Below are 23,808 nucleotides of genomic sequence, written 5' to 3'. Positions count from 1 at the left end.
ATGACCAGGACCAGAGCGCTCCGCCGAGCCCCAGAATCAAATCAGTTGATGGCAACCATGCATCGTTGGAAACACTCCGCCCTGGCTGCGGCCGCCGCGGCGGCGCTTGGCCTCTACAGCTCTAGCGCCCTGGCCCTGGCCCTGGGACCCATCAGCGTGCAATCGGCCCTGGGCGAGCCGCTGCGTGCCGAGATCGACCTGCCTCAGGCCACGGCCTCGGAGGCCGAGACGCTGCGCGTGACCACGGCGGCGCCGGAAACCTACCGCGCGCAGGGCATGGAGTATTCGCCCCTCGTCACCCGCGTGCAGATCGAGATCAAGCGCCGCGCCAACGGCAGCGCGGTGCTGCGCCTGACCAGCGATCGGCCCGTGACCGAGCCCTTCGTGGACCTGGTGATCGACGCCAACTGGAATACCGGCCGCCTGACGCGCAGCTACACCATGCTGTTCGACCCGCCCACGCTGCGCAAGCCGCCCGTGGCCGTGGCCGCCATGCCCGAGGCGCCTGCCGCCCGGCCCGCGCCCGCCCAGCCACAGCGTACGCCGCAGGTCAGCGCCCCCGCAGCCAGCGCGCCGGCGGCCGCCGCAGGCGCGGAGCACAGCGTCACCGTCAAGGCGGGAGACACCGCGGGGCGCATCGCCAGCGCGCACCGCCCGGCCGGCGTGTCCCTGGACCAGATGCTGGTCGCCCTGCTGCGCGCCAACCCGGACGCCTTCATCCAGGGCAACGTCAACCGCATCAAGGCCGGTGCCGTGCTGCAGATGCCGAGCGAAGCCCAGGCCAGCGCCATCGACAAGGGCGAGGCCCGCCAGGTGCTGGCCGCCCAAAGCCGCGACTTCAGCGACTTCCGCCGCAAGCTGGCAGGCGCCGCCCCGGCAGTCGACGTGGGCGCCGCCGGGCGCTCTGCCAAGGGCACGGTCGAAGCCCAGGTGCAGGACCAGAAGGCCGGCAGCGCTGCTCCCGACAAGCTCACCCTCTCCAAGGGCGCCCTGAAAGGGCGCAAGGCCAACGAAGAAGCCCTGGCTCAGCGCAAGCAGGCGCAGCAAGCGGCAGCACGCGTGGAAGAGCTGGCCAAGAACATCGAAGACCTGAACAAGCTCAGCGCCGCATCCGGCGCAGCCGCCGCACCGGCTGCTGCGGCCAGCGTCCCAGGCATTGCCGTGCCCGTGGCAGCACCCATGCCCGCACCGGCGGCCTCCGAAGCTCCGGCCCCGGCCCCCGAGGCCGCAGCCGCCCCGGCGCAGCCCGCCAGCGAAGCCGCTTCCGCCCCCGATCCCGCGGCCTCCGCCGCCGAGGCCGCGTCCGCACCGGCTCCGATGGCAGAAGCGGCCTCGGCCGCCCAGCCTGCAGCGCCCAGGCCTGCGCCCCCGGCACCGCCTCCGGTCGAGGAGCCCGGCTTCCTCGACGGCCTGATGGACGACCCCATGATGCCCCTGGCCGGCGGCGGCCTGCTGGCCCTGCTGCTGGGCTATGGCGCCTACCGCGTGGTGCAGCGCCGGCGCAACAACGCCGGCATGGACAGCTCCTTCCTGGAAAGCCGCCTGCAGCCCGACTCCTTCTTCGGGGCCAGCGGCGGCCAGCGCATCGACACGGCCAACACCGACTCCTCCACGGGCGGCTCCTCCATGGCCTATTCGCCCAGCCAGCTCGACGCCGGCGGCGATGTGGACCCCGTGGCCGAAGCCGACGTGTACCTGGCCTACGGGCGTGACCTGCAGGCCGAGGAAATCCTCAAGGAAGCCCTGCGCCACAACCCCGGGCGTGTCTCCATCCACGCCAAGCTGGCAGAGATCTACGCCAAGCGCCAGGACCGCAAGGCACTGGAATCCACCGCCACCCAGATCCACCAGCTGACCCAGGGCCAGGGCCAGGACTGGGCCCGCGTGGCCGACCTGGGCCGCACGCTGGACCCCGGCAACGCCCTGTACCAGCCGGGCGGCGCCCCGGCAGCGGCGGCTGGCGGCGAAGGCGCCGCACCATCGACCATGCCGCCCGACCTGGATCTGGACCTGGATCTGGACCTGCCCGACGATGCGCTGACGGATGCCCCGGCGGCTCCCGCCGGCGCCTTTGCCGCCGCAGCCCAGAGTGCCGCAGCACCCGTACTGGAAGACAGCGCCCCCATGCCGCTAGAGATTCCCGACTACGAGTCGCCCGCAGAGCCGGCACCCGAGCCCATGCAGGCCGATGAAACCCCGCTGTGGCAGCCCCCGGTCCCCGCCAGCCCGGCCCCGGCAGCAGCGGCCGAGCCCCCTGGCCTGCTCGACGTCCCCCTGGACATGCCCCTGGACGCTCCGCTGGATCTGCCGGACATCGACACCCAGCCCAATGCCCTGGAAAAGCCCGCGGAGAAGCCCTACGTGCCTTCCGAATCCGGGCTGATGGACTTCGACCTCGACAGCATCTCGCTGGACCTCAAGGCCCCCCCGGCAAGCCCGGCGGCAGACAGCAGCCCGGCCGAGCCGACCACCGCCCGGGCCGAACTGCCGGGCGACCCCCTGGCCACCAAGCTCGCGCTGGCGCAGGAGTTCCATGCCATCGGCGACACCGACGGCGCCCGCACGCTGATCGAAGAGGTGATGGCCGAGGCCAGCGGCGATCTCAAGGCCCGCGCGCAGAAGATGCTGGCCGACTTCAGTTGACCCCGCGCCCGTCAGGCATGCGGATGGCGCTGGGCGTCAGCTACGACGGCCAGAACTACCTGGGCTGGCAGAGCCAGCCCTCGGGCAACACAGTGCAGGACCGGCTGGAGGCGGCACTCGCGCAGTTCGCCACCCGGCCCATCAGCACCTTGTGCGCCGGCCGCACCGATGCCGGCGTGCACGGGCTGATGCAGGTCGTGCACTTCGACGCCCCGGTGGAGCGCAGCCCGTTCTCCTGGGTGCGCGGCACCAACGCCTTCCTGCCGCCCGACATCGCCGTGCAATGGGCCCGGCCCGTGCCCGAAGCTTTTCACGCCCGCGCCTGCGCCACCGCGCGGCGCTACGCCTATGTGCTGCTGCAGTCGCCCGTGCGCCCCAGCGTAGAAGCCGGGCGCGTGGGCTGGGTGTTCCGCCCGCTCGACGGCGCCGCCATGCGCGCGGCCGCCGCGCACCTGCTGGGCGAGCACGACTTCACCTCGTTCCGCGCCTCAGCCTGCCAGGCGCTCACGCCGGTCAAGACCCTGCACCGCATCGACATCACCTGCAAAGGCCCCGCCCAGCCCGAGCCCGGCGAGGACTGGAGCCCGTGCTACTGGCGCTTCGAGTTCGAGGGCAACGCCTTCCTGCACCACATGATCCGCAACATCATGGGCTGCCTGGTGGCCATCGGCCAGGGTGCCAAGCCAGCCTCCTGGATGGCCGAGGTGCTGGCGGCGCGCTCGCGCGACGCGGCCGCGCCCACCTTCTCGCCCGATGGGCTGTACTTCCTCGGGCCGGTGTACGACGCCGCCTGGGGCCTGCCCAGCCGCACGGCTGCGTATGATGCGCTGCCATGAGCAGCCCCCCGCACATCCAGCCCCGCACCGCAACCCTCCCCGCCACCCGCACGCGCATCAAGGTCTGCGGTCTCACGCGCGAGCAGGACGTGGATGCCGCCGTCGCCGCCGGCGTGGACGCCGTGGGCTTCGTGCTCTACGCCCCCAGCCCGCGCGCCGTGACGCCCGAACGCGCGGCGCAACTGGCAGCGCGCCTGCCGCCCTTCGTCACGCCGGTGCTGCTGTTCGTCAACGAAACCGCTCCCAATGTGATAGCTGCCAGCGCAATGGTGGCGGGCGCAATGCTGCAATTTCATGGAGATGAAACCGCCGAGGAATGCTGGGAGGCCAGCGGCTGGGGTGCACGCCCCTACCTGCGCGCCGCGCGCATTCCCCTGGGGGAGCAAGGCATGGGGTTCGACCTCGTAGAATATGCCCATGTTCACTCCCGCGCCCGGGCCATCCTGCTCGACGCCCATGTCGAAGGCTATGGCGGTGGCGGCAAGGCTTTCCATTGGTCACTTCTGCCTCCAAGCGTCGCCTCTCACCTCGTTTTAAGTGGTGGACTCACGCCTGCAAACGTGACCGATGGCATCGTGCAGGTGCGCCCGCGAGGCCTCTCGCTGGCGGTTGATGTCAGTTCCGGCGTCGAGCTTGACGGCCCCGATGGCCAGCCCATCAAGGGCGTCAAGGACACCGACAAGATCCAGCGCTTCGTGGCCGCCGTGCGTGCGGCCGACGAGCACCTTGCAAGGCAATCCCATGTTCCAGTACGACCAACCTGATTCCTCGGGCCACTTCGGCCCCTACGGCGGCAGTTTCGCCAGCGAGACCCTGACCTTTGCCCTGCGCGAACTGCAGGCGGCCTACGCCCGCTACCAGAACGACCCGGAGTTCATCGCCGAATTCAACTACGAGCTCGCGCACTTCGTCGGCCGCCCCTCGCCCGTGTACCACGCGGCGCGCACCAGCCGCGAGATCGGCGGCGCGCAGATCTACCTCAAGCGCGAGGACCTGAACCACACCGGCGCGCACAAGATCAACAACGTGATCGGCCAGGCCATGCTGGCGCGCCGCATGGGCAAGAAGCGCATCATCGCCGAGACCGGCGCGGGCCAGCACGGCGTGGCCACGGCCACCATCTGCGCGCGCTACGGCCTCGAATGCGTGGTCTACATGGGCTCGGAGGACGTCAAGCGCCAGAGCCCCAACGTGTTCCGCATGAAGCTGCTGGGCGCCACCGTGGTGCCCGTGGAGTCGGGCAGCAAGACGCTCAAGGACGCGCTCAACGAGGCCATGCGCGACTGGGTGGCCAACGTGGACGATACCTTCTACATCATCGGCACCGTGGCCGGCCCGCACCCCTACCCCATGATGGTGCGCGACTTCCAGAGCGTGATCGGCAAGGAATGCCTCACGCAGATGCCCGCCATGCTGGCCGAACAGAAGATCGCCGCAGAGCAGCCCGACGCCGTGGTCGCCTGCGTGGGCGGTGGCAGCAACGCCATGGGCATCTTCCACCCCTACATTCCGTTCGAGAAGACCCGCCTGATCGGCGTCGAGGCCGCTGGCGAGGGCCTGGACAGCGGCAAGCACTCGGCCAGCCTGCAACGCGGCTCCAGCGGCGTGCTGCACGGCAACCGCACCTACATCCTGCAGGACGAGAACGGCCAGATCACCGAGACGCACAGCATCAGCGCCGGCCTGGACTACCCCGGCGTCGGCCCCGAGCACGCTTGGCTGCAGGAGATCGGGCGCGCGCAGTATGTCGGCATCACCGACAGCGAGGCGCTCGACGCCTTCCACTACCTGTGCCGCACCGAGGGCATCATCCCCGCGCTCGAATCGAGCCACGCCTTCGCCTATGCCATGAAGCTCGCCAAGGAGATGCGTCCCGACCAGTCCATCCTGGTCAACCTCTCGGGCCGGGGCGACAAGGACATCGGCACCGTGGCCGACCTCTCGGGCGAGGATTTTTACGACCGCCCCTCCATGCGCGGCCACGCCGTGAAGGGAGGACCCGCAGCATGAACACCACACCGAACCGCATCGCCGCCACCTTCGCCGCCCTGCAGGCCAAGGGCCGCAAGGCGCTGATCCCCTACGTCACGGCGGGCTTTCCGTTCGCCGACATCACGCCCGCGCTCATGCACGGCATGGTCGAGGCCGGCGCCGACATCATCGAGCTGGGCGTGCCCTTCTCCGACCCCATGGCCGACGGCCCGGTCATCCAGAAGGCCGGCGAGAAGGCCCTGGCGCTGGGCACCGGCCTCAAGCAGGTGCTGGGCCATGTGCGCGAATTCCGCGGCCGCAACAAGGACACCCCCGTGGTGCTGATGGGTTACGCCAACCCCGTGGAGCGCTATGACCAGATCCACGGGAAGGATGCCTTCGTGCGCGACGCCGCCGAGGCCGGTGTCGATGGCGTGCTCATCGTGGACTACCCGCCCGAGGAATGCACTGAGTTTGCCGCCAAGCTGCGCGCGCACGGCATGGACCTGATCTTCTTGCTGGCCCCCACCAGCACCGAGCAGCGCATGCAGGAAGTGGCCCGCGTGGCCAGCGGCTATGTGTACTACGTGTCGCTCAAGGGCGTCACCGGCTCGGGCGCGCTGGACACCGCCGCCGTCGAGGCCATGCTGCCGCGCATCCGCCAGCATGTGCACATCCCCGTGGGCGTGGGTTTCGGCATCCGCGACGCGGCCACGGCCCAGGCCATCGGCAAGGTGGCCGATGCGGTGGTCATCGGCAGCCGCATCATCCAGTTGCTCGATGACCAGCCGCACGAGAAAATCGTGCCCCTGGCCATGGACTTCCTGCGCGGTGTGCGCAAGGCGCTCGACGCATAATATGGGCTCAACCCCCTGAGCGGCTTCGCCGCTTCCCCCTTCTCTCGCGCTGCGCGCGGGAAGGGGGACGCCGCCAGTGCGGCGGGGCGGCCCTTGCACGGCGGCCCTCGCCTGGGCCGCGTCAGTTTCAAAGGCCGCGCCGCTGCGGGCCCATTCATACAGAGGAATACGCATGTCCTGGCTTGAAAAACTCCTGCCGTCCAAGATCCAGCATACCGACCCCACCGAGCGCCGCCAGATGCCCGAGGGGCTGTGGATCAAGTGCCCGAGCTGCGACACCGTGCTCTACAAGGCCGACCTGGAGCACAACCAGAACGTCTGCCCCAAGTGCAGCCACCACCACCGCATCGGCGCCCGTGCGCGGCTGGACGCCTTCCTCGACCCGGAAGGCCGCTACGAGATCGGCCAGGAGGTCATCCCGGTCGATGCCCTCAAGTTCAAGGACAGCCGCAAGTACCCCGAGCGCCTGAAGGAAGCCCTGGAGAACACGGGCGAGACCGATGCGCTGATCGTCATGGGCGGCGCCGTCAAGAGCATCAACGTCGTGGCCGCCTGCTTCGAGTTCGACTTCATGGGCGGCTCCATGGGCAGCGTGGTGGGCGAGCGCTTCGTGCGCGGCGTCGAGACCGCCATCGAACAGAAGGTGCCCTTCATCTGCTTCACCGCCACGGGCGGCGCGCGCATGCAGGAAGGCCTGCTCTCGCTCATGCAGATGGCCAAGACCAACGCCGCGCTCACGCGCCTGGCCAAGAAGGGCCTACCCTACATCAGCGTGCTCACCGACCCGACCATGGGCGGCGTGAGCGCGGGCTTCGCCTTCGTGGGCGACATCGTGATCGCCGAGCCCAAGGCGCTGATCGGCTTCGCCGGCCCGCGCGTCATCGAGAACACCGTGCGCGTGACCCTGCCCGAGGGCTTCCAGCGCGCCGAGTTCCTCATGCAAAAGGGCGCGGTGGACCTGATCTGCGACCGCCGCGAACTGCGCAACACCGTGGCCAGCAGCCTGGCCATGCTGCAGCGCCTGCCAGCCGACGCCGTCGCCTGAATGCTATTGAAATAATAGCTTGTAGCGCTTGAATGACGGGCGCTACAGGCTTTTTCAGCCTCTGAACAGCAGACTGGTCTGCAGGCTGCCCAGCACCATCAAGGCCACCTGGAGCAGCACCAGCACCAGCAGCGGCGAGAGATCGACACCGCCCACCAGCGGCACGATGCGGCGCACCGGCCGCAGCACGGGTTCGCACAGGCGGGCGATCACGTCCGACACCGGCGAGCGGGCCTGCACCCAGGACATGACGGCGTACACAATGAGCAAGCCGACCAGGCCGGTCAGGGCCACGCGCACCATGCCGAACAGCGCCAGCCAGGGGAGCCAGGCCCAGCCATCGCCGCCCCCGAGCAGCAGCCACAGCAGCAGGTACTGCACGAGTTCCACGAGGTAGGCGGCCGTGAGGCTGGCCCCATCGGCACGCCCCAGCGAACCGATGAGGCGCCGCAGCGGCAGCACCATCCAGTCCGAGAGCGCGAACACCAGACGCCCGACCGGGTTGGCAAACGGAATGCGCTGCCACTGCATCCACACACGCAGCAGGCTGGCGCCGCACAGCAGGCCCGTCGCCACGTCAAGCAAAAAAGAAACAATCTGGTAGAGCATCGCTGGGATTCCGTCCTGGGCCGCACGGCGGCATGGGATGATAGCCCCTTGCCCGTGCGCGCCATGCAGCCAGCCGATTCACTGCCCCTCACCCTGAACAGCCTGCCGCTGTTCCCGCTCCAGACCCTGCTGTTTCCGGGCGGGGTGCTGCCGCTCAGGGTCTTCGAGGTACGCTACCTCGACATGGTGCGCAAATGCCGCCAGGCGGGCGCGCCCTTCGGCGTCGTGGGCCTGCGCCAGGGGCACGAGGTGCGCCGCGCCGGCGCCGCCCCCGAGCAGTTGCACGAGGTGGGCACGCTGTGCACCATCGGCCAGTTCGACGCGCCGCAACCCGGCCTGGTCACGCTGGAATGCCACGGCGGCCCGCGTTTTCGCATTCTGCACAGCCACATGCTGCCCCATGGCCTGTGGGTGGCCGACGTGGAGCTGCTGCCCGGCGACGCGCCCGTGCCGGTGCCGCCGCACCTGCAGACCGCAGCGCAGGCCCTGGCCCGGGTGCGCACCGCCCTGCAGCAGCGCGCCCCGGCCCCCGGCACGCCCGGGGAGCAGCCCGACGACTGCGGCTGGGTCGCCAACCGCTGGTGCGAGCTGCTGCCCATCCCGCTGGAACTCAAGCAGCGCCTGATGCAACTGGACTCGCCCCTGGTGCGGCTGGAGCTGGTCAACGACCTGCTCGAACGCACGGGCATTGCCGCGCCATGACCGCCAGCGCTCCCTCCCACGACATGCTCGACAGCATGCTGCTCTGGCCGCGCGCGGCCAAGCGCCTGTTCGTCGCGCTGCTCGACACGGGCATGGGCCTGCTGGCCATGTGGCTGGCCTTCTCGCTGCGCCTGGATACCCTGCACCGGCCCACCGGCCTGCAATGGCTGGTGTACGGGCTGGGGCCGCTGCTGGCCTTTCCCATCTTCGTGCACCTGGGGCTGTACCGCGCCATCTTCCGCTACACCGGCATCCGCGCCCTGCTTACCACCGGCAAGGCCGTAGCCCTGTACGGGGCACTGCTGCTGGCCATTCTGCTGGTCGCGCAGTGGGAGGGCGTGCCGCGCAGCGTGGGCATTCTGCAGCCGCTGATGTTTCTGCTGCTCGTGGGCACCAGCCGCGCTCTGGCCTGGCTCTGGCTGGCCGGCCGCCCGGACGCGGCCTCGCGGCGCCTGCTGATCTACGGTGCGGGCAGCGCCGGCGCGCAGACCGCCGCCGGACTGGTAGGCATGCGCCAGTACCAGTTGCAGGGCTTTGTCGACGACGACGCGGGCAAGGTCGGGCGCAGCATCAACGGCGTGCGCGTGTATGGGCCGCAGGACCTGGCCGAGGTGGTGCAGCGCCTGCACGTCACCGATGTGCTGCTGGCCGTGCCCAGCACCACGCGCCAGCGCCGGCGCCAGATCATCGAAAGCCTGGGCCGCCTGCCTGTGCGCATCCGCACCCTGCCCGGGCTCTCGGACCTGGCCAGCGGCCGCGTGACGGTGGCGGACTTCCAGGACCTGGACATCGAAGACCTGCTGGGGCGCGAGCCCGTGGCGCCCCTGCCCGGCCTGCTGGGCCGCAACCTCGCGGGCCAAGTCGTCATGGTGACGGGTGCCGGCGGCAGCATCGGCAGCGAGCTGTGCCGCCAGATCGTGCACGAGGGGCCGGCACGGCTGCTGCTGGTGGACCACAGCGAATTCGCGCTCTACCGCATCCACCACGAACTGCAGGCCCAGGGCGCGCACGGCTGCGAGCTCGTGCCGCTGCTGGCCAGCGTGTGCGATGCGCAGCGCATGGAGGGCATCTGCGCAGCCCACCGCCCGCACTGCATCTACCACGCCGCCGCCTACAAGCACGTGCCCATGGTGGAGGCCAACGCCGGCGAAGGCGTGCTCAACAACGTCTTTGGCACGCTCACCATGGTGCGCATGGCGCTGGCGCACGGGGCGCAGCATTTCGTGCTCATCTCCACCGACAAGGCCGTGCGCCCGACCAATGTGATGGGGGCGAGCAAGCGCGTGGCCGAGCTGATTCTGCAGGCCGTGGCCGCCAGCCGCGCCGCGCCCTGGGCGGCCGCAGGCAGCGCCGCGCCCTGGCAATGCCCGGTGCGCTTTTCCATGGTGCGCTTTGGCAATGTGCTGGGCTCCAGCGGCAGCGTGATCCCGCTGTTCCGGCGCCAGATCGCCACGGGCGGCCCGGTCACGGTCACGCACCCCGAGGTCACGCGCTATTTCATGACCATCCCCGAGGCCGCCCAGCTCGTGCTGCAGGCCGGTGCCCTCGCCGAAGGCGGCGACCTGTTCCTGCTGGACATGGGCGAGCCCGTGCGCATCGTGGACCTGGCACGGCGCATGGTGGCGCTCTCGGGCCTGACGGTACGCGACGCGCAGCACCCCCTGGGCGACATCGCCATCGAGTTCACCGGCCTGCGCCCAGGCGAAAAGCTCTACGAAGAGCTGCTCATCGCCGACCAGCCCCTGCCAACGGCGCACCCGCGCATCCTGCGCGCCTGCGAGGAGCATCTGCCCTGGCCGGCCTTGCAGCCCCTGCTGGAGCAGTTACAGCGCAACGCGCAGGCGAACGACGGCGCGGCCCTCAAGGCCCTGCTGCGCACGCTGGTGCCCGGCTACCAGCCGCCCTCCAGCGCGCAGCCATGACTCCGACGCTGCTGCGGGCCACGTTCACGCTGCTGACGGGCAGCGTGCTGGCGCATGCGCTGCCCCTGCTGCTGGGCCCGGCGCTCACGCGCCTGTATGCACCCGAAGACTTCGGCCGCTTCGCACTGCTGTGGGCCGTGGCGGCCAACCTCGCCGTGGTGGCCTGTGCACGCTACGAGTTTGCCCTGCCGCTGGAGCCGCGTGCCCGGTCCGCCGCCCTGCTGATGGCGCTGTGTGCACGCATCCTCCTGGGTGCGGCCGCCCTGGCCCTGCCCGTGGGGCTGGCGCTGTGGTGGTGGCAGGGCCTGGCGCAGGCCTGGCTGCTGCCGCTGGCGGTGCTGGGCACGGGCAGCGTGCAATGGCTGGGCATGTGGGCGACGCGCGGGCAGCGCTTTGGCCTGCTGGCGGCGGCGCGCCTGCTGCAGCAGGGCGGCGGCGCCGTGCTGCAGGTGCTGCTGGGCCTGCTGCACGCCGGGCTGTGGGGGCTGGTGCTGGGGCCGGTGCTGGCGGCGCTGGCAGCGGCCGGGTTGCTGGCCCGGCCTGCGCCGCACGGGGGCTGGCAGGGCCTGGTGCGCCAGCCGCTGCAGCGGCTGCGGACCATGGCACGGCGCCACCGCGACTTCCCGCTCTACAACACGCCGCACGCCTTTCTGGGCGCCCTGCAGGACACCCTGGCCCTGCTGCTGGTCGCCGCCTGGGCGGGCGACGCGGCCGCAGGCTTCTGGGCGCTAGCGTTGCGCTACCTCAAGGCACCGGCCACGCTGCTGGGCGGCGCGCTGTCGCAAGCGCTGTACCCGCAACTGGTGCAGGCGCACAGCGCCGACCAGGCCCGCGCCCTGGTGCGCCGCAGCATGCTGGCGCTGGCCCTGCTCGCCGTCCCCCTGGCTGCCGTGCTGCTGCTGTGGGGGCCCGGCCTGTTCACCTGGGCGTTCGGCGCGCACTGGGGCGGCACGGGGGCGCTCGCGCGGGGGCTGGCGCTGTACATCGGCCTGCATTTCATCGCCTCGCCGCTCGCCGTGGTCACGCTGGCCTGGCGCGCACAGCCCTGGGCATTGCGCCTGTCGCTGGTGGGGCAGGCGGTGTTCTTTGCCGCGCTCATCCCCGGTTTACGGTGGGGCGGGCTGGAGGGGGCGGCCTGGAGTGTTTCGGCCGCCATGGCAGCGTACTTTCTTTACTATTTCCATGCCCTGGCACACTGGAAGGAGGTTCCCCATGAGAGCCTGGCTTAACCGCTGGCGCCGCGCACTGTGGCGGCAGCTCTTCTTCCGCATGGTGTTCGGCGAGCAGGACCGCAACGGCCGTGCGCTGGCGCACACGCGCATCGCTCCCAGCACCTGCATCGACCATCCCCAGGGCCTGGAGCTCGCCGACCATGTCTTCATCGGCCAGTTCAATTACCTGGAGGCCTCGGGGGGGCTGCGCATCGGCGAGGGCGTGCAGATCACGAACTATGTGAGCATCCTCACGCACAGCTCGCACCGCAGCATCCGGCTGCTGGGCCGCCACTTCACCAGCCACACGGGCGAGATGCCGGGCTACGTGCGCGCGGGCGTGGACATCGGCGCCTACAGCTTCATCGGCCCGCACAGCGTGATCGAGGCGGGCAGCCGCATCGGCAAGGGCGTGGTGGTGTGTTCCCACTCGCGCGTGCGCGGCACGGTGCCGGATTTTGCCATCGTCGCCGGGGTGCCGGCGCGCCCCGTGGGCGATGTGCGGGTGCGCGACGCCCGCCTGCTCGCCCAGCACCCGGACATGGCCGCCCACTACGCCGCCTGGGCCGGCGAGCTGCCCCGCGCGGAGCCCGGGCATGGCTGACAGGCCGCCCCACCTGTGCCTGCTCGGCGACGCCAACAGCCCGCACACGCGGCGCTGGGCGCTGGAGATGCGCGCGCGCGGCTGGCGTGTCTCCCTCGTCACGGCGCGGCCCGAACCGCTCGACGGCGTGGAGCAGCGCATCCTGCCGCCGGTGCGGCGCCAGGCCGACTGGCTGCTGCGCGCAGGCGCGGCGCGCCGCCATGTGCACGAGCTGGCGCCCGACATCGTGCATGCGCACTATGTCACCTCCTACGGCTACTTGGCCGCACGCTGCGGCCGTCACCCGCTGGTGATGACGGCCTGGGGCAGCGACCTGCTCGTCACGCCGCACACCCACCCGTGGATGCGCTGGCTCACCGGCTGGATCCTGCGCCGCGCCGACCTCCTCACCGGCGACTCGGCCAGCCTGGTGGAGGCCGCACGGCAATACCACCCGCGTGCCCCGGTGCACGAGATCCACTGGGGCGTGGACCGCGCGCGCTTCGCCCCCGCGCCCTGGGAGCACAAGGACGGCCTGCACATCGTGAGCCTGCGCGCCTGGGAGCCCAACTACCAGATCGGCACGCTGATCGAGGCCTTCGCGCTGCTGCGCCAGCAACTGCCCGGTGCGCCGCTGCAGCTGCACCTGCTGGGCGGCGGCGCGCTCGAAGCCGCGCTGCGCGCGCAGGTGCAGGCGCTGGGCCTGGCGCAGAGCGTGGTGTTCCATGGCCGGCTCGACGATGCGGGCATGGCCGCCGTGCTGGCGCGCTGCAAGATCTCGGTCAGCGTGCCAACCAGCGACGCCACCTCCGTGGCCATGCTGGAGAGCATGGCCTGCGGCCTGGCCGTGGTCGCCAGCGACCTGCCCGCCAACCGGCAGTGGATCACCCCCGAACTGCTGGTACCCGCGGGCGACGCGCCCGCGCTGGCCCGCGTGCTGCAGCGGCTGGCCAGCGACGATGCACTGGCGCGCCAGGCCGGCGAGCGCAATGCCGAGCGCATCGCTCTGGACGGCGACCGCAAGGCGCAGATGGACCGCATGGACCGGCTGTACCGGAAACTACTGCCATGACCGCCCCCACCCCCCATCTGCTCAGCGTGATCGCCCCCTGCCGCAACGAGGCCGCCTTCATCGACGCCTTTTGCGACTCGGTGCTGCGCCAGCAGTTGCCCGCAGGCTGGCGCATGGAAGTGCTGATCGCCGACGGCGAGAGCGACGACGGCACGCGCGCGCGCCTGCAGGAGCGCTGCGCGCACGACGCGCGCCTGGTGTGGGTGGACAACCCGGACCGCATCGTCTCCACCGGGCTCAATGCCTGCATCGCGCGCGCCCAGGGCGAGGTGATTGCCCGGCTCGACATCCACACCCAGTTCGCCCCGGACTACCTGGCGCGCTGCATCGAGACATTGGTGCGCAGCGGTGCCGACAACGTGGGCGGCCCCTGGATCGCGCAGGGCACCGGCCCCATGGGCGAAGCCATCGCGGCGGCCTTCCAGTGCCGCTGGGTGGTGGGCGGCGCGCGCTCGCGCGACCCGGCCTACGAAGGCGCGGTCGACACCGTGTACCTGGGCTGCTGGCGGCGCGAGGCGTTCGCGCGTTTCGGCCTGTTCGACGAGGCGCTGGTGCGCAACCAGGACGACGAACACAACCTGCGCCTGCGCCTGGGCGGCGGCCGCATCTGGCAGAGCGGCACGATCCATTCGGTTTACCACCCGCGCGGCTCGCTGCGCCACCTCTATGCCCAGCAGCAGCAGTACGGCTACTGGCGGCCCTTCGTGGTGCGCAAGCACGGCCAGCCAGGTTCGCCGCGCCAGCTCGTACCCGCGCTGTTCGTCGCCGCGCTCGTGCTCTGCGCCCTGCTGCTGCCCTGGTCGGCCTGGCCCGCCACCGCGCTGCTGGCGCTCTACGGCGGTTATCTGGCAATGGCGAGCGTGGCGGCGGCACACGCCGCCGGGTCCTGGCGCGCGCTGCCGCGCCTGCCCGCGGTGATCACGGCCTTCCACCTCGGCTATGGCTGGGGCACCTGGCAGGGCCTGTGGGATGTGCTGCGCAAGCGCCCGCCCGCGCAGCGCTTCGCGAGAATCACGCGATGAGCACGCCCGAAACCCAGGCTGTACAGGCACGCTACGCCCGGCGCGACAGCAGCGCCGACGCACAGCGCTACAGCCTGTACGCCAACGCGGCCGCATTGCAGGCGCAACAGGAACGCCTGCGTGTCCTGGCGCGCCTGTGGCGTGCGCATGGCTGGACCGACCTGTCGGGCCGCACGCTGCTCGAAGTGGGCTGCGGCAGCGGCGGCAACCTGCTGGACCTGCTGCGCCTGGGCGCCGCGCCCACGCAGTTGACCGGCATCGAGTTGCTGCCCGAGCGTGCCGCCGCCGCGCGCGCTGTGCTGCCGGGCGGCGTGCAGCTCATCGCTGGCGACGCCTGCGCCGCTCCCGTGGCAGATGGCAGCCAGCAGGCCGTGCTGGCCTTTACCGTATTCAGCTCGCTGCTCGACCCCGCCTACCGGCAGCAGTTCGCGCGCACCCTGTGGCGCTGGGTGGCGCCGGGCGGCGGCGTGCTGGTGTATGACTTCGTCGTCAACAACCCGCACAATCCCGATGTGCGCAAACTGCCGCTGTCCGAACTGCGCGCCCTGTTCCCCGGCGCGCGGCTGCATTCGCGCCGCCTGACGCTGGCGCCACCGGTCGCGCGGCGGCTGCCCGCCGGGCTCATCGCCCCGACCTCGCTGCTGCTGCCCCCGTTGCGCACGCACCGCCTCACCTGGGCGGTCAAACCTCTGTGAATCGAGCATGAAAATCACTGTCGTCGGAACCGGTTACGTGGGCCTGGTCACGGGCGCCTGCCTCTCGGAGATGGGCAACCAGGTGGTCTGCCTGGACCGCGACACCGAGCGCATCGCCACGCTGCAGAATGGCCAGTTGCCCATCCACGAGCCCGGCCTGCTCGATATCGTGCTGCGCAACACGCGCAGCGGGCGCTTGGCTTTCACGGGCGACGTGGACCACGCCGTGGCGCACGGCAGCGTGCAATTCATCGCCGTGGGCACGCCTGCGGGCGAAGATGGCTCGGCCGACCTGCAGCATGTGCTCGCCGCCGCGCAGGCCATCGCCGAGCGCATGCAGGAGCCCCGGCTCATCGTGAACAAGAGCACCGTCCCCGTGGGTACGGCGGACCGCGTGCGCGAGGCGGTAGCGCAGGTGCTGCAGGCGCGCGGCCTGCCGGCGCTGGCGTTTTCGGTGGCGTCCAACCCCGAGTTCCTCAAGGAGGGCTCGGCCGTGCAGGACTTCATGCGCCCGGACCGCGTGGTCGTGGGCGCCGACGATCCCCAGGCGGCCCAGACGCTGCACCAGCTCTACGCACCCTTCATGCGCAACCGCGACCGCCTGATCGTGATGGACGTGCGCAGCGCCGAGTTCACCAAGTACGCGGCCAACGCCATGCTGGCTACGCGCATCAGCTTCATGAACGAGCTGGCCCTGCTGGCCGAGAAGCTGGGTGCCGATATCGAACAGGTGCGCACGGGCATCGGCACCGACCCGCGCATCGGCACGCATTTCCTCTACGCGGGCACGGGCTATGGCGGGTCCTGCTTTCCCAAGGACGTGAAGGCCCTGGTACACACCGCGCGCGAGGCCGGGCAGGACCTGACCATCCTGCAGGCCGTGCAGGCCGTGAACGAGCGCCAGAAGCAGGTGCTGGTGGACAAGATCGTGGCCCGCTTCGGGCCGGACCTGCGCGGGCGGCGTTTTGCGCTCTGGGGCCTGGCCTTCAAGCCGGGCACGGACGACATGCGCGAGGCACCGAGCCTGACCCTCATCGAGCGCCTGCTGGCCCTCGGCGCCGAAGTCGCCGCCTACGACCCCGTGGCGCTGGCGCAGGCGCGCATCGCACTGGGCGAACGCACGGGCTTGCGCCTGCTGGACCAGGCCAATGCCGTGCTCGAAGGTGCGGATGCGCTCGTCATCGTGACCGAGTGGAGAGAGTTCCGCAGCCCCGACTTCGCCCACCTGGCCGCCACGCTGCGCCAGCCGGTCCTCTTCGACGGCCGCAACCTGTTCGAACCCGCCGACATGCGCGCGCTGGGCATCGAATACCACGCCATCGGCCGTGGCACCCCCTGAACCCTCACCATGTCCGACACCGCCCCCCCCTTCCTGCCCTTCGCCCGCCCCGACATCGGCGACGCCGAAATCGCCGCCGTCACCGAGGCCCTGCGCTCGGGCTGGGTCACCACCGGCCCCCGTGCCCGCGCTTTCGAGCAGGCCTTCACCGACTACCTGGGCGGCAACGGTTTGCAGTCCATCGCCGTCAACTCCGCCACGGCCGGCCTGCACCTGGCGCTGGAGGCTCTGGGCATCGGCCCGGGCGACGAGGTGATCGCGCCCACGCTGACCTTCACCGCCACCGTGGAGGTGGTGCGCTACCTCGGCGCCGACCCGGTGCTGGTGGACGTGGACCCGGTGACGCTGAACATTGCCCCCGAGGCCATCCGCACCGCCATCACGCCGGCTACCCGCGCCATCATGCCGGTGCACTATGGGGGCCTGGCCTGCCGCATGGACGCCATCCTGGCCATTGCGCGCGAACACGGCCTGAAAGTGGTGGAAGACGCCGCGCACGCCCTGCCCACCACCTGGCAAGGCCAGCTCGTGGGACAGCTCGACTCCGACGTGACAGTGTTCAGCTTCTACGCCAACAAGACCATCACCACCGGCGAAGGCGGCATGGCCGTGACGCGCGATCCGAAACTGGCCGAGCGCATGCGCGTGATGCGCCTGCACGGCATGAGCCGCGACGCCTTCGACCGCTTCACCTCCAAGACGCCGGCCTGGTACTACGAGGTGGTGGCACCCGGTTTCAAGTACAACCTGACCGACACCGCCGCCGCCCTGGGCATGGTGCAATTGCAGCGTCTGCCGCAGTTCGTGCAGCGGCGCGAATATCTGGCGCAGCGCTACCATGCGCAACTGGCCGGCCTGCCCCTGGTGCTGCCCGCCTGCGCGCCGATGGGCGATGTGCACGCCTGGCACCTGTACGTGGTGCGCCTGGCGCCGGGCGCCCGCCTGGAGCGCGATGCGCTGATCCAGGCCCTGTCGGACCGCGGCATCGGCACCAGCGTGCACTATGTGCCGCTGCACCGCCACCCCTACTGGCGCGACCGCTACCAACTGCGCGCCGAACAGTTTCCGCAGGCCGACGCGGCCTACCAATCCATGGTCAGCCTGCCGCTGTTCACTGCCATGCAGGATGCGGACCAGGACCGCGTCATCGCCGCGCTGCAGGAACTGCTGGGCTAGGGCGATGCCACACCCCCCGTGGCGCGCAGCGCCAAGGACCACTGAGATGGGCAAACGCCTGTTCGACATTGCCTGTGCCGCCACGGCGCTGGTGCTGCTGTCACCCGTGCTGCTGCTGGTCGCGCTGTGGGTGCGGCTCGATTCGCCGGGGCCGGTGCTGTTTCGCCAGCAGCGCGTGGGGCGCGGCGGGCGGCCGTTTGCCATCCTCAAGTTCCGCACCATGCAGGTGAACGCCGAGGCCGCCGGGCTGCAGATCACCGTGGGGCGGGACCCGCGCGTCACGCGCGCGGGCGCCTGGCTGCGCCGCAGCAAGCTCGATGAATTGCCGCAGTTCTTCAACGTGCTGCGCGGCGAGATGAGCGTGGTGGGCCCGCGCCCCGAGGTGCCGCGCTACGTGGCGCTGTACCCGGCCGCGCAGCGCGCCACCGTGCTGAGCGTGCGCCCCGGCATCACCGACCTGGCCTCGCTCGCCTTCCGCGACGAGGCCGGCCTGCTGGCCGCCAGCGCCGACCCCGAGCGCACCTATGTGGAGCAGATCCTGCCCGTCAAGCTGCGCCACGCCTGCGACTACGTGCAACAGCGCAGCCTGTGGCTGGACCTGCGCATCATTGCCCGCACGGCACTGGCCGTGCTGGGCTGGCAGGGCGCGGCGCCGCCGCACGGAAGCGCACCGCCGTAAAATCGCGAGTTTGGCCGCATCGGCCGCCCCTTCTGGCCGCATCGGCCGCCCTTTTCACGCCCCGCAGCGACGGCCCCTATGTCTGAACAGCACACCCCCCCTTCCCCCCAGGACGAGAACCAGCTCATCGCCGAGCGCCGCGAGAAACTGCGCGCCCTGCGCGAGGCGCAGGCCCAGGGCCGGGGCGTGGCCTTCCCCAACGACTTCAAGCCCACGCACCATGCCGCCGCGCTGCAGCAGCAGTACGCCGCGGCGGACGCCGAAGCCCTGCAGGCCCAGGGCGTGGCCGTGTGCCTGGCCGGCCGCATGATGCTCAAGCGCGTGATGGGCAAGGCCAGCTTTGCGACGGTGCAGGACGGCTCGGGCCGCATCCAGCTCTACGTGACGCGCGACGCCCTGGGCGAGGAGCTCTACGCCGCCTTCAAGCACTGGGACCTGGGCGACATCGTCGGCGCCGAAGGCACGCTCATGAAGACGCGCACCGGCGAGCTCTCCGTGCACGTGACGCGCCTGCGCCTGCTCACCAAGAGCCTGCGCCCCATGCCCGACAAGTTCCACGGCATCGCGGACCAGGAGATGAAGTACCGCCAGCGCTACGTGGACCTGATGACCGACGAGAGCGCGCGCCAGCGCTTCGTCGCGCGCAGCAAGGCCATCAGCGCCATCCGCGACTTCATGGTGCAGCACGGCTTCCTGGAGGTCGAGACGCCCATGCTGCACCCCATTCCCGGCGGGGCCAATGCGCGCCCCTTCGTGACGCACCACAACGCGCTGGAGCAGGAGATGTACCTGCGCATCGCGCCCGAGCTGTACCTCAAGCGCCTGCTGGTGGGCGGCTTCGAGCGCGTGTTCGAGATCAACCGCAACTTCCGCAACGAAGGCATCTCGGTGCGCCACAACCCCGAGTTCACGATGATGGAGTTCTACGCGGCCTACTGGAACTACCGCGACCAGATGGACTTCACCGAGCAGCTCATCCGCAACGCCGCCATGCAGGCCGTGGGCACGCTGCAGCTGAGCTACCAGGGCCGCGCCGTGGACCTGTCCCAGCCGTTCGCGCGCCTGACCATCCGCGAGGCCATCTACCAGTACACCGACGCGGGCGCGCATGTGGACGACCCTGCCTGGCTCATCAGCGCGCTCAAGAAGCTGGGCCTGAGCGAAGACAAGGACCGCCTCTCGGCGCGCACGCTCGCCGGCCTGCAGGTGCTGTACTTCGAGGAGGCGGTGGAGAGCCAGCTCTGGCAGCCGACCTTCATCATGGAGCACCCCACCGAGATCTCGCCGCTGGCGCGCGCCAACGACCTGCGGCCGGAGGTGACCGAGCGCTTCGAGCTCTACATCACGGGCCGCGAAATGGCCAACGCCTTCTCCGAGCTCAACGACGCCGAGGACCAGGCCGCGCGCTTCCAGGCCCAGGTGGACGCCAAGGACAGCGGCGACGACGAGGCCATGTACTTCGACCACGACTTCGTGCGCGCCCTGGAATACGGCATGCCCCCGGCCAGCGGCTGCGGCATCGGCATAGACCGCCTGATGATGCTGCTGACCGACAGCCAGAGCATCCGCGACGTGATCCTGTTCCCGGCGCTGCGGCGCGAGGATTGAGCGCCGTCATCGGGATGACCGCGCGCCATGGGGATCTGACATGAGAACCGCGATCCGGCCCAGTGTGAAAGAGCGCCTGCCCGAGTGGGTGCAGGACTGGCTGGACCTCATCGTCCCGGGCGCGCAGATCCTGCTCATCCTGCTGGCCGCCTGGGCGCTGCAGCGCCTGCTGCGCCGGCTGTTTGCCCACGCCGCCGAGCGCTACGGCCTGCCGCACGCGCTGCGCACCTCCGTCAACGGCCTGATCCGCTGGACCATCCTGGCCAGCGCCCTGCTGCTCGTGCTCGAACGCCTGGGCGTATCGGCCTCGGTGCTGTGGGCCGCCTTCACCGGCTTTGCCACCGTGGGCGCCGTGGCCTTCTTCGCGGCATGGAGCGTGCTCTCCAACCTGTTCTGCGCCCTGCTGATCTTCACCGTGCGGCCGTTCAAGCTGGGCGACACCATCGAGGTGCTGGACACGGCGGAAAAGCCCGGCGCCAGGGGCCGCGTGGTGGACATCAACCTGCTCTACACCACGCTGCAGGATGGCGCGCCGCCACAGGCCGGAGCGCTGTTGCAAATCCCGAATGCGCTGATCTTCCAGCGCGTGGTGCGCCGCTGGCCCGACGGCCCGGCTGCCGATGCGGGCGCCAGCACGCCGGTGCCCGCCGCAGACGGCAGCGCGGCAGACACCCCCGCCGTGCCCTGAGCGCTGCCTCTCAGGGCAGCAGATCCAGCGCGCGCATGTAGGCGCCGTGCACCATGAGCTCGTCCCAGGCCAGGGGCAGGGTCTCGGGCAGCAAGGCCAGGCGGCGCTCCTCGCTGCGGGCGCTGGGCTGCCAGCGGCCCTGCGACTGGGCCTGGGCCAGGCCGCCGATCAGGGCATCGACCTCGTGGCCCTCGCCCAGGCTCTGGTTGCACAGCAGCACCAGGTCGCAACCCGCCTGCAGGGCCGCGACGGCGGCGTCGGTGTAGCTCACCGTGCGGCCGTCGATGCGCCGCGCGCCCTCCATGCTCAGGTCGTCGCTGAAGATGGCGCCGTCAAAGCGCAGCTGGCCGCGCAGAATGTCCTGCAGCCAGCGTGCGGAAAAGCCCGCCGGGCGGCTGTCCACCTGGGGATAGATGACATGCGCGGGCATGACGCTCTGCAGCGAGCTCGACAGCCAGCCGTAGGGCGCGGCGTCGTCGTGCAGGATGGCGCTGAAGCTGCGCCGGTCCACCGGAATCTCCGTGTGCGAGTCGGCCTGGACGAAGCCGTGCCCAGGAAAATGCTTGCCGCAATGGGCCATGCCCGCCTGCAGCAGGCCCTGCATGAGGGCGCGCGCCAGCAGGGTCACCACGCGCGGGTCGCGCGCGAAGGCGCGGTCGCCGATCACGCCGCTGACGCCGTAGTCCAGGTCGAGCACGGGCGTGAAGGAAAAATCCACGCCGCAGGCGCGCAGCTCGGCCCCCAGCACATAGCCCGCCGCCGTGGCCGCGTCCATGGCGCGCAGCGCGCCGCTGCCCTCGCGGTAGGCGCGCCCCTGGCCGTCGTCCAGCCACAGCTCGCCGAAGGCGCGCATGGGCGGGATGTGCGTGAAGCCGTCGGTCTTGAAGCGCTGCACGCGCCCGCCCTCGTGGTCCACGCAGATCAGCAGGTCGGCGCGCACCGCCTTGATGCTGGCCGTGAGCTGCAGCAGTTGCGCGCGGTCCTGCCAGTTGCGCGCAAACAGGATGACGCCGCCCACCAGCGGGTGGGCCAGGCGCGCGCGGTCTGCCGCCGTGAGGGCGGTGCCGGCGACGTCGATGATCAGGGGGGAATGCTCGGTCATGCGGTGAATGCTCTGTTTTTAATAGCTGCTTACGCTTGCTGGGTGGCCGCCAAAGGCGATTTTCCTTCAAATCTTCTCGACCACGCAGAAACTGGCGGCGTAGTCGCTTTCGTCCGTCACGCTGAGGTGGCAGCGCAGGCCCTGCGCGTCGAACCAGTCCTGCAGCGCGCCATGCAGCACGATGGCGGGCTGGCCGCTGGGCAGGTTCACGACCTCGCAGGCGCGCCAGGTCATGGGCATGCGCATCCCCAGGCCCACGGCCTTGGAGAACGCCTCCTTGGCGGAAAAGCGCGTGGCCAGATAGCGCAGGCCGCGCTCGCTCCAGCGCGCCGAGCGCGCGCGCCAGATGGCGAGCTCGCCCTCGCACAGCACTTTTTCGGCAAAACGCTCCCCATGGCGCTCCAGGCTGGCGCGGATGCGGCGGATGTCGCAGATGTCGGTACCGATGCCGTAGACCATGGGTTTTAAGTAAAAAAGGCCTCCAGCCCTTGCGTGGCAAGCGCTGGCAGCTATGGATTCAGGAGTCCCGCTCGGCCATGCCCTGGTCTATGCAGCGCTGGTAGGCGCGCACCGTGTCGCCATAGCCCAGCTCCAGCGCGTCGGCGATCAGCGCGTGGCCTATGGACACCTCCAGCACGCCGGGCACCTGCGCCAGGAAGTCGGCCAGGTTGTCGCGGTTGAGGTCGTGGCCCGCGTTCACGCCCAGGCCCGCCGCCAGCGCGGCCTGGGCTGCGGCGCGGTAGCGCGCGAGCTGCGCGGCCTGCTGCGGCGTGCCCCAGGCGGCCGCGTAGGGTTCGGTGTAGAGCTCGACGCGGTCGGCGCCCACGCTGCGCGCGGCGGCCATCTGCTCGGGCACGGGGTCCATGAACAGGCTCACGCGCACGCCCAGGGCGTGGCACTCGTCGATCAGCGGCCGCAGGCGCGCGGCGTCCTGCGGCAGGCTCCAGCCGTGGTCGCTGGTGAACTGGCTCTCGCTGTCGGGCACGAAGGTGGCCTGGTGCGGGCGCACCTGGCGGATGAAGTCCATGAGGTTCTGCGTGGGGTTGCCCTCGATGTTGTATTCCGCCTGCGGCCAGGCGCGCAGCAGCTCGGCGAGCTGCTGCACGTCTACGGCGCGGATGTGGCGCCCGTCGGGGCGCGGGTGCACGGTGATGCCCTGCGCCCCCGCCTCCAGGCAGCGCTGCGCGGCACGCGTGACGCTGGGAATGCCCAGGTGGCGCGTGTTGCGCACCAGGGCGACCTTGTTGACGTTGACGGACAGGGCCGTGCGGGGGTGGGCGTGGGTCATAGCGATTGCAGGTCCATCATGAGCTGGCGCGTGCGCAGCAGCGGGCTGCCGCAATGGTATTGCAGCAGCACGCGCAACTGGGGCTTGAGTTCGGCGTCCACGCTGGCGCAGGCGCGCAGCAGCGCGGGGTAGTCCTGCTCCAGCGCCTGCTGCAGCGCGCTCCACTGCGCCCCGGTGAGCGCGGCGCGGTCAGCGGGCGCGGCAGCGCGCAGGCCGCCCTCGGGCACCAGCGTGTAGCGGGCCTGGGCGTCCAGCGCGGCCAGGGTGGCGGTCTCGGCGTCCAGCGCGGGCAGCAGGCCGATGGCGCGCAGCAGCAGCAGCTCGAAGGTGCGCAGCACGGGGCCCACCGCATCGCCCTGGGGGCCGCCAGCGAGCACGCGCACCACGCCGGCGTAGATGTCGAACAGCTCGGCGTGCGGGTCGTCGCGCGCGAGCAGGCGCAGCAGCAGCTCGTTGAGGTACAGGCCCGAGAGCAGCGCATCGCCCGTGGGCATGACGTGGCCGCCCACCCATTCCGCGCCCTTGAGTGCATGGATCTCGGCCGCCCCGGTCGCAGCCACCGTGTAGGCCAGGTGCAGCGGCTGCAGCGGCAGCAGCACGGGACGGAAGTTGGAGGTGGGCTTCTTCGCCCCCTTGGCCACCAGTGCCACGCGCCCATGGTGGCGCGTGAAGGCTTCCAGGATCAGGCTGGACTCGCTCCAGGCATAGCTGTGCAGCACGAAGGCGGGCTCGTCGGAAATGCGGCGCACTGCCATGGGAC

General features: G+C 70.7%; 23 protein-coding genes. 18 read left to right on the top strand and 5 right to left on the bottom strand.

Features of this window, described 5'->3' with window-relative positions; all coding sequences use genetic code 11:
- Window positions 1-57: 57 nt before the first annotated feature.
- The 6 genes from CGR01S_RS08360 to accD all read left to right on the top strand — a co-directional run bounded on the left by CGR01S_RS08360 (window position 58) and on the right by accD (window position 7,352).
- A complete protein-coding gene (locus CGR01S_RS08360) occupies window positions 58-2,643 on the top strand; it encodes a motility hub landmark protein FimV (protein WP_042425111.1) in 2,586 nt (861 codons plus the stop codon).
- A gap of 17 nt (window positions 2,644-2,660) precedes the next feature.
- Complete coding sequence (gene truA, locus CGR01S_RS08355) at window positions 2,661-3,479, top strand: tRNA pseudouridine(38-40) synthase TruA (RefSeq protein ID WP_042425109.1); 819 nt, start codon at window positions 2,661-2,663, stop codon at window positions 3,477-3,479.
- Entirely contained in the window at window positions 3,476-4,243 is a 768-nt protein-coding gene (locus CGR01S_RS08350; RefSeq protein WP_042425106.1) for a phosphoribosylanthranilate isomerase, read from the top strand. Before truA ends, CGR01S_RS08350 begins: the two co-directional genes overlap by 4 nt.
- Window positions 4,221-5,489 (top strand): tryptophan synthase subunit beta, encoded by a 1,269-nt coding sequence (gene trpB / locus CGR01S_RS08345; RefSeq protein ID WP_042425103.1) that lies wholly within the window; start codon window positions 4,221-4,223, stop codon window positions 5,487-5,489. Before CGR01S_RS08350 ends, trpB begins: the two co-directional genes overlap by 23 nt.
- Entirely contained in the window at window positions 5,486-6,307 is an 822-nt protein-coding gene (gene trpA / locus CGR01S_RS08340; protein WP_042425100.1) for a tryptophan synthase subunit alpha, read from the top strand. Before trpB ends, trpA begins: the two co-directional genes overlap by 4 nt.
- Window positions 6,308-6,479: 172 nt before the next feature.
- Window positions 6,480-7,352, top strand: a complete 873-nt coding sequence (gene accD / locus CGR01S_RS08335) for an acetyl-CoA carboxylase, carboxyltransferase subunit beta (protein WP_042425097.1) — start codon at window positions 6,480-6,482, stop codon at window positions 7,350-7,352.
- A gap of 54 nt (window positions 7,353-7,406) precedes the next feature.
- Here accD and CGR01S_RS08330 read toward each other — a convergent pair whose 3' ends face one another.
- Window positions 7,407-7,961 carry a YggT family protein gene (locus tag CGR01S_RS08330; RefSeq protein WP_042425094.1) on the bottom strand — a complete coding sequence of 185 codons (555 nt, stop codon included), beginning with the start codon at window positions 7,959-7,961 and terminating at the stop codon, window positions 7,407-7,409.
- 63 nt (window positions 7,962-8,024) lie between these two features.
- Here CGR01S_RS08330 and CGR01S_RS08325 point away from each other — a divergent pair, with 63 nt between their 5' ends.
- The 12 genes from CGR01S_RS08325 (at window position 8,025) to CGR01S_RS08270 (ending at window position 20,658) form a co-directional block, all read left to right on the top strand.
- Window positions 8,025-8,663 (top strand): LON peptidase substrate-binding domain-containing protein, encoded by a 639-nt coding sequence (locus CGR01S_RS08325; protein WP_042425305.1) that lies wholly within the window; start codon window positions 8,025-8,027, stop codon window positions 8,661-8,663.
- Window positions 8,664-8,686: 23 nt separating this feature from the next.
- A complete protein-coding gene (locus CGR01S_RS08320; RefSeq protein ID WP_042425303.1) occupies window positions 8,687-10,585 on the top strand; it encodes a polysaccharide biosynthesis protein in 1,899 nt (632 codons plus the stop codon).
- Window positions 10,582-11,814 carry a lipopolysaccharide biosynthesis protein gene (locus CGR01S_RS08315; protein ID WP_042425091.1) on the top strand — a complete coding sequence of 411 codons (1,233 nt, stop codon included), beginning with the start codon at window positions 10,582-10,584 and terminating at the stop codon, window positions 11,812-11,814. Before CGR01S_RS08320 ends, CGR01S_RS08315 begins: the two co-directional genes overlap by 4 nt.
- Window positions 11,798-12,400 carry an acyltransferase gene (locus CGR01S_RS08310; RefSeq protein WP_042425088.1) on the top strand — a complete coding sequence of 201 codons (603 nt, stop codon included), beginning with the start codon at window positions 11,798-11,800 and terminating at the stop codon, window positions 12,398-12,400. The genes CGR01S_RS08315 and CGR01S_RS08310 overlap by 17 nt, the downstream gene beginning before the upstream one ends.
- Window positions 12,393-13,451: a glycosyltransferase gene (locus CGR01S_RS08305; protein WP_042425085.1), complete on the top strand. Its 1,059-nt coding sequence runs from the start codon at window positions 12,393-12,395 to the stop codon at window positions 13,449-13,451. Before CGR01S_RS08310 ends, CGR01S_RS08305 begins: the two co-directional genes overlap by 8 nt.
- Window positions 13,448-14,473 (top strand): glycosyltransferase family 2 protein, encoded by a 1,026-nt coding sequence (locus tag CGR01S_RS08300; protein WP_042425082.1) that lies wholly within the window; start codon window positions 13,448-13,450, stop codon window positions 14,471-14,473. The genes CGR01S_RS08305 and CGR01S_RS08300 overlap by 4 nt, the downstream gene beginning before the upstream one ends.
- Window positions 14,470-15,168, top strand: coding sequence for a class I SAM-dependent methyltransferase (locus CGR01S_RS08295; RefSeq protein ID WP_042425079.1), 699 nt, complete (start codon window positions 14,470-14,472; stop codon window positions 15,166-15,168). Before CGR01S_RS08300 ends, CGR01S_RS08295 begins: the two co-directional genes overlap by 4 nt.
- Window positions 15,169-15,175: 7 nt before the next feature.
- Entirely contained in the window at window positions 15,176-16,507 is a 1,332-nt protein-coding gene (locus tag CGR01S_RS08290) for a UDP-glucose dehydrogenase family protein (protein WP_042425076.1), read from the top strand.
- Window positions 16,508-16,516: 9 nt separating this feature from the next.
- The gene (locus tag CGR01S_RS08285) at window positions 16,517-17,683 is read left to right on the top strand and encodes a DegT/DnrJ/EryC1/StrS family aminotransferase (protein ID WP_042425073.1); all 1,167 of its coding nucleotides are present in this window, start codon (window positions 16,517-16,519) and stop codon (window positions 17,681-17,683) included.
- Window positions 17,684-17,729: 46 nt separating this feature from the next.
- On the top strand, window positions 17,730-18,362 hold the full coding sequence (locus CGR01S_RS08280; RefSeq protein ID WP_042425070.1) for a sugar transferase: 633 nt from the start codon (window positions 17,730-17,732) through the stop codon (window positions 18,360-18,362).
- Between the two features lie 78 nt (window positions 18,363-18,440).
- On the top strand, window positions 18,441-19,970 hold the full coding sequence (gene lysS, locus CGR01S_RS08275) for a lysine--tRNA ligase (RefSeq protein WP_042425067.1): 1,530 nt from the start codon (window positions 18,441-18,443) through the stop codon (window positions 19,968-19,970).
- Between the two features lie 40 nt (window positions 19,971-20,010).
- Window positions 20,011-20,658, top strand: coding sequence for a mechanosensitive ion channel domain-containing protein (locus tag CGR01S_RS08270; RefSeq protein WP_042425063.1), 648 nt, complete (start codon window positions 20,011-20,013; stop codon window positions 20,656-20,658).
- Window positions 20,659-20,668: 10 nt separating this feature from the next.
- On the opposite strand, the gene nagZ is transcribed toward CGR01S_RS08270, so the two are convergent.
- The 4 genes from nagZ to recO form a co-directional block, all read right to left on the bottom strand.
- The gene (nagZ, locus tag CGR01S_RS08265; protein ID WP_042425060.1) at window positions 20,669-21,760 is read right to left on the bottom strand and encodes a beta-N-acetylhexosaminidase; all 1,092 of its coding nucleotides are present in this window, start codon (window positions 21,758-21,760) and stop codon (window positions 20,669-20,671) included.
- 66 nt (window positions 21,761-21,826) lie between these two features.
- The gene (acpS, locus tag CGR01S_RS08260; protein ID WP_042425058.1) at window positions 21,827-22,219 is read right to left on the bottom strand and encodes a holo-ACP synthase; all 393 of its coding nucleotides are present in this window, start codon (window positions 22,217-22,219) and stop codon (window positions 21,827-21,829) included.
- Window positions 22,220-22,277: 58 nt separating this feature from the next.
- Window positions 22,278-23,048: a pyridoxine 5'-phosphate synthase gene (locus CGR01S_RS08255; protein WP_042425055.1), complete on the bottom strand. Its 771-nt coding sequence runs from the start codon at window positions 23,046-23,048 to the stop codon at window positions 22,278-22,280.
- Window positions 23,045-23,803 carry a DNA repair protein RecO gene (gene recO / locus CGR01S_RS08250; RefSeq protein ID WP_042425052.1) on the bottom strand — a complete coding sequence of 253 codons (759 nt, stop codon included), beginning with the start codon at window positions 23,801-23,803 and terminating at the stop codon, window positions 23,045-23,047. The genes CGR01S_RS08255 and recO overlap by 4 nt, the downstream gene beginning before the upstream one ends.
- Window positions 23,804-23,808: the final 5 nt, after the last annotated feature.

The sequence above is a fragment of the Comamonas granuli NBRC 101663 genome (assembly GCF_000739995.1).
Classification (GTDB): domain Bacteria; phylum Pseudomonadota; class Gammaproteobacteria; order Burkholderiales; family Burkholderiaceae_C; genus Simplicispira; species Simplicispira granuli.
Note: the sequence above shows the minus strand (reverse complement) of the source record. Positions and strands in the feature narration are given on the sequence as shown.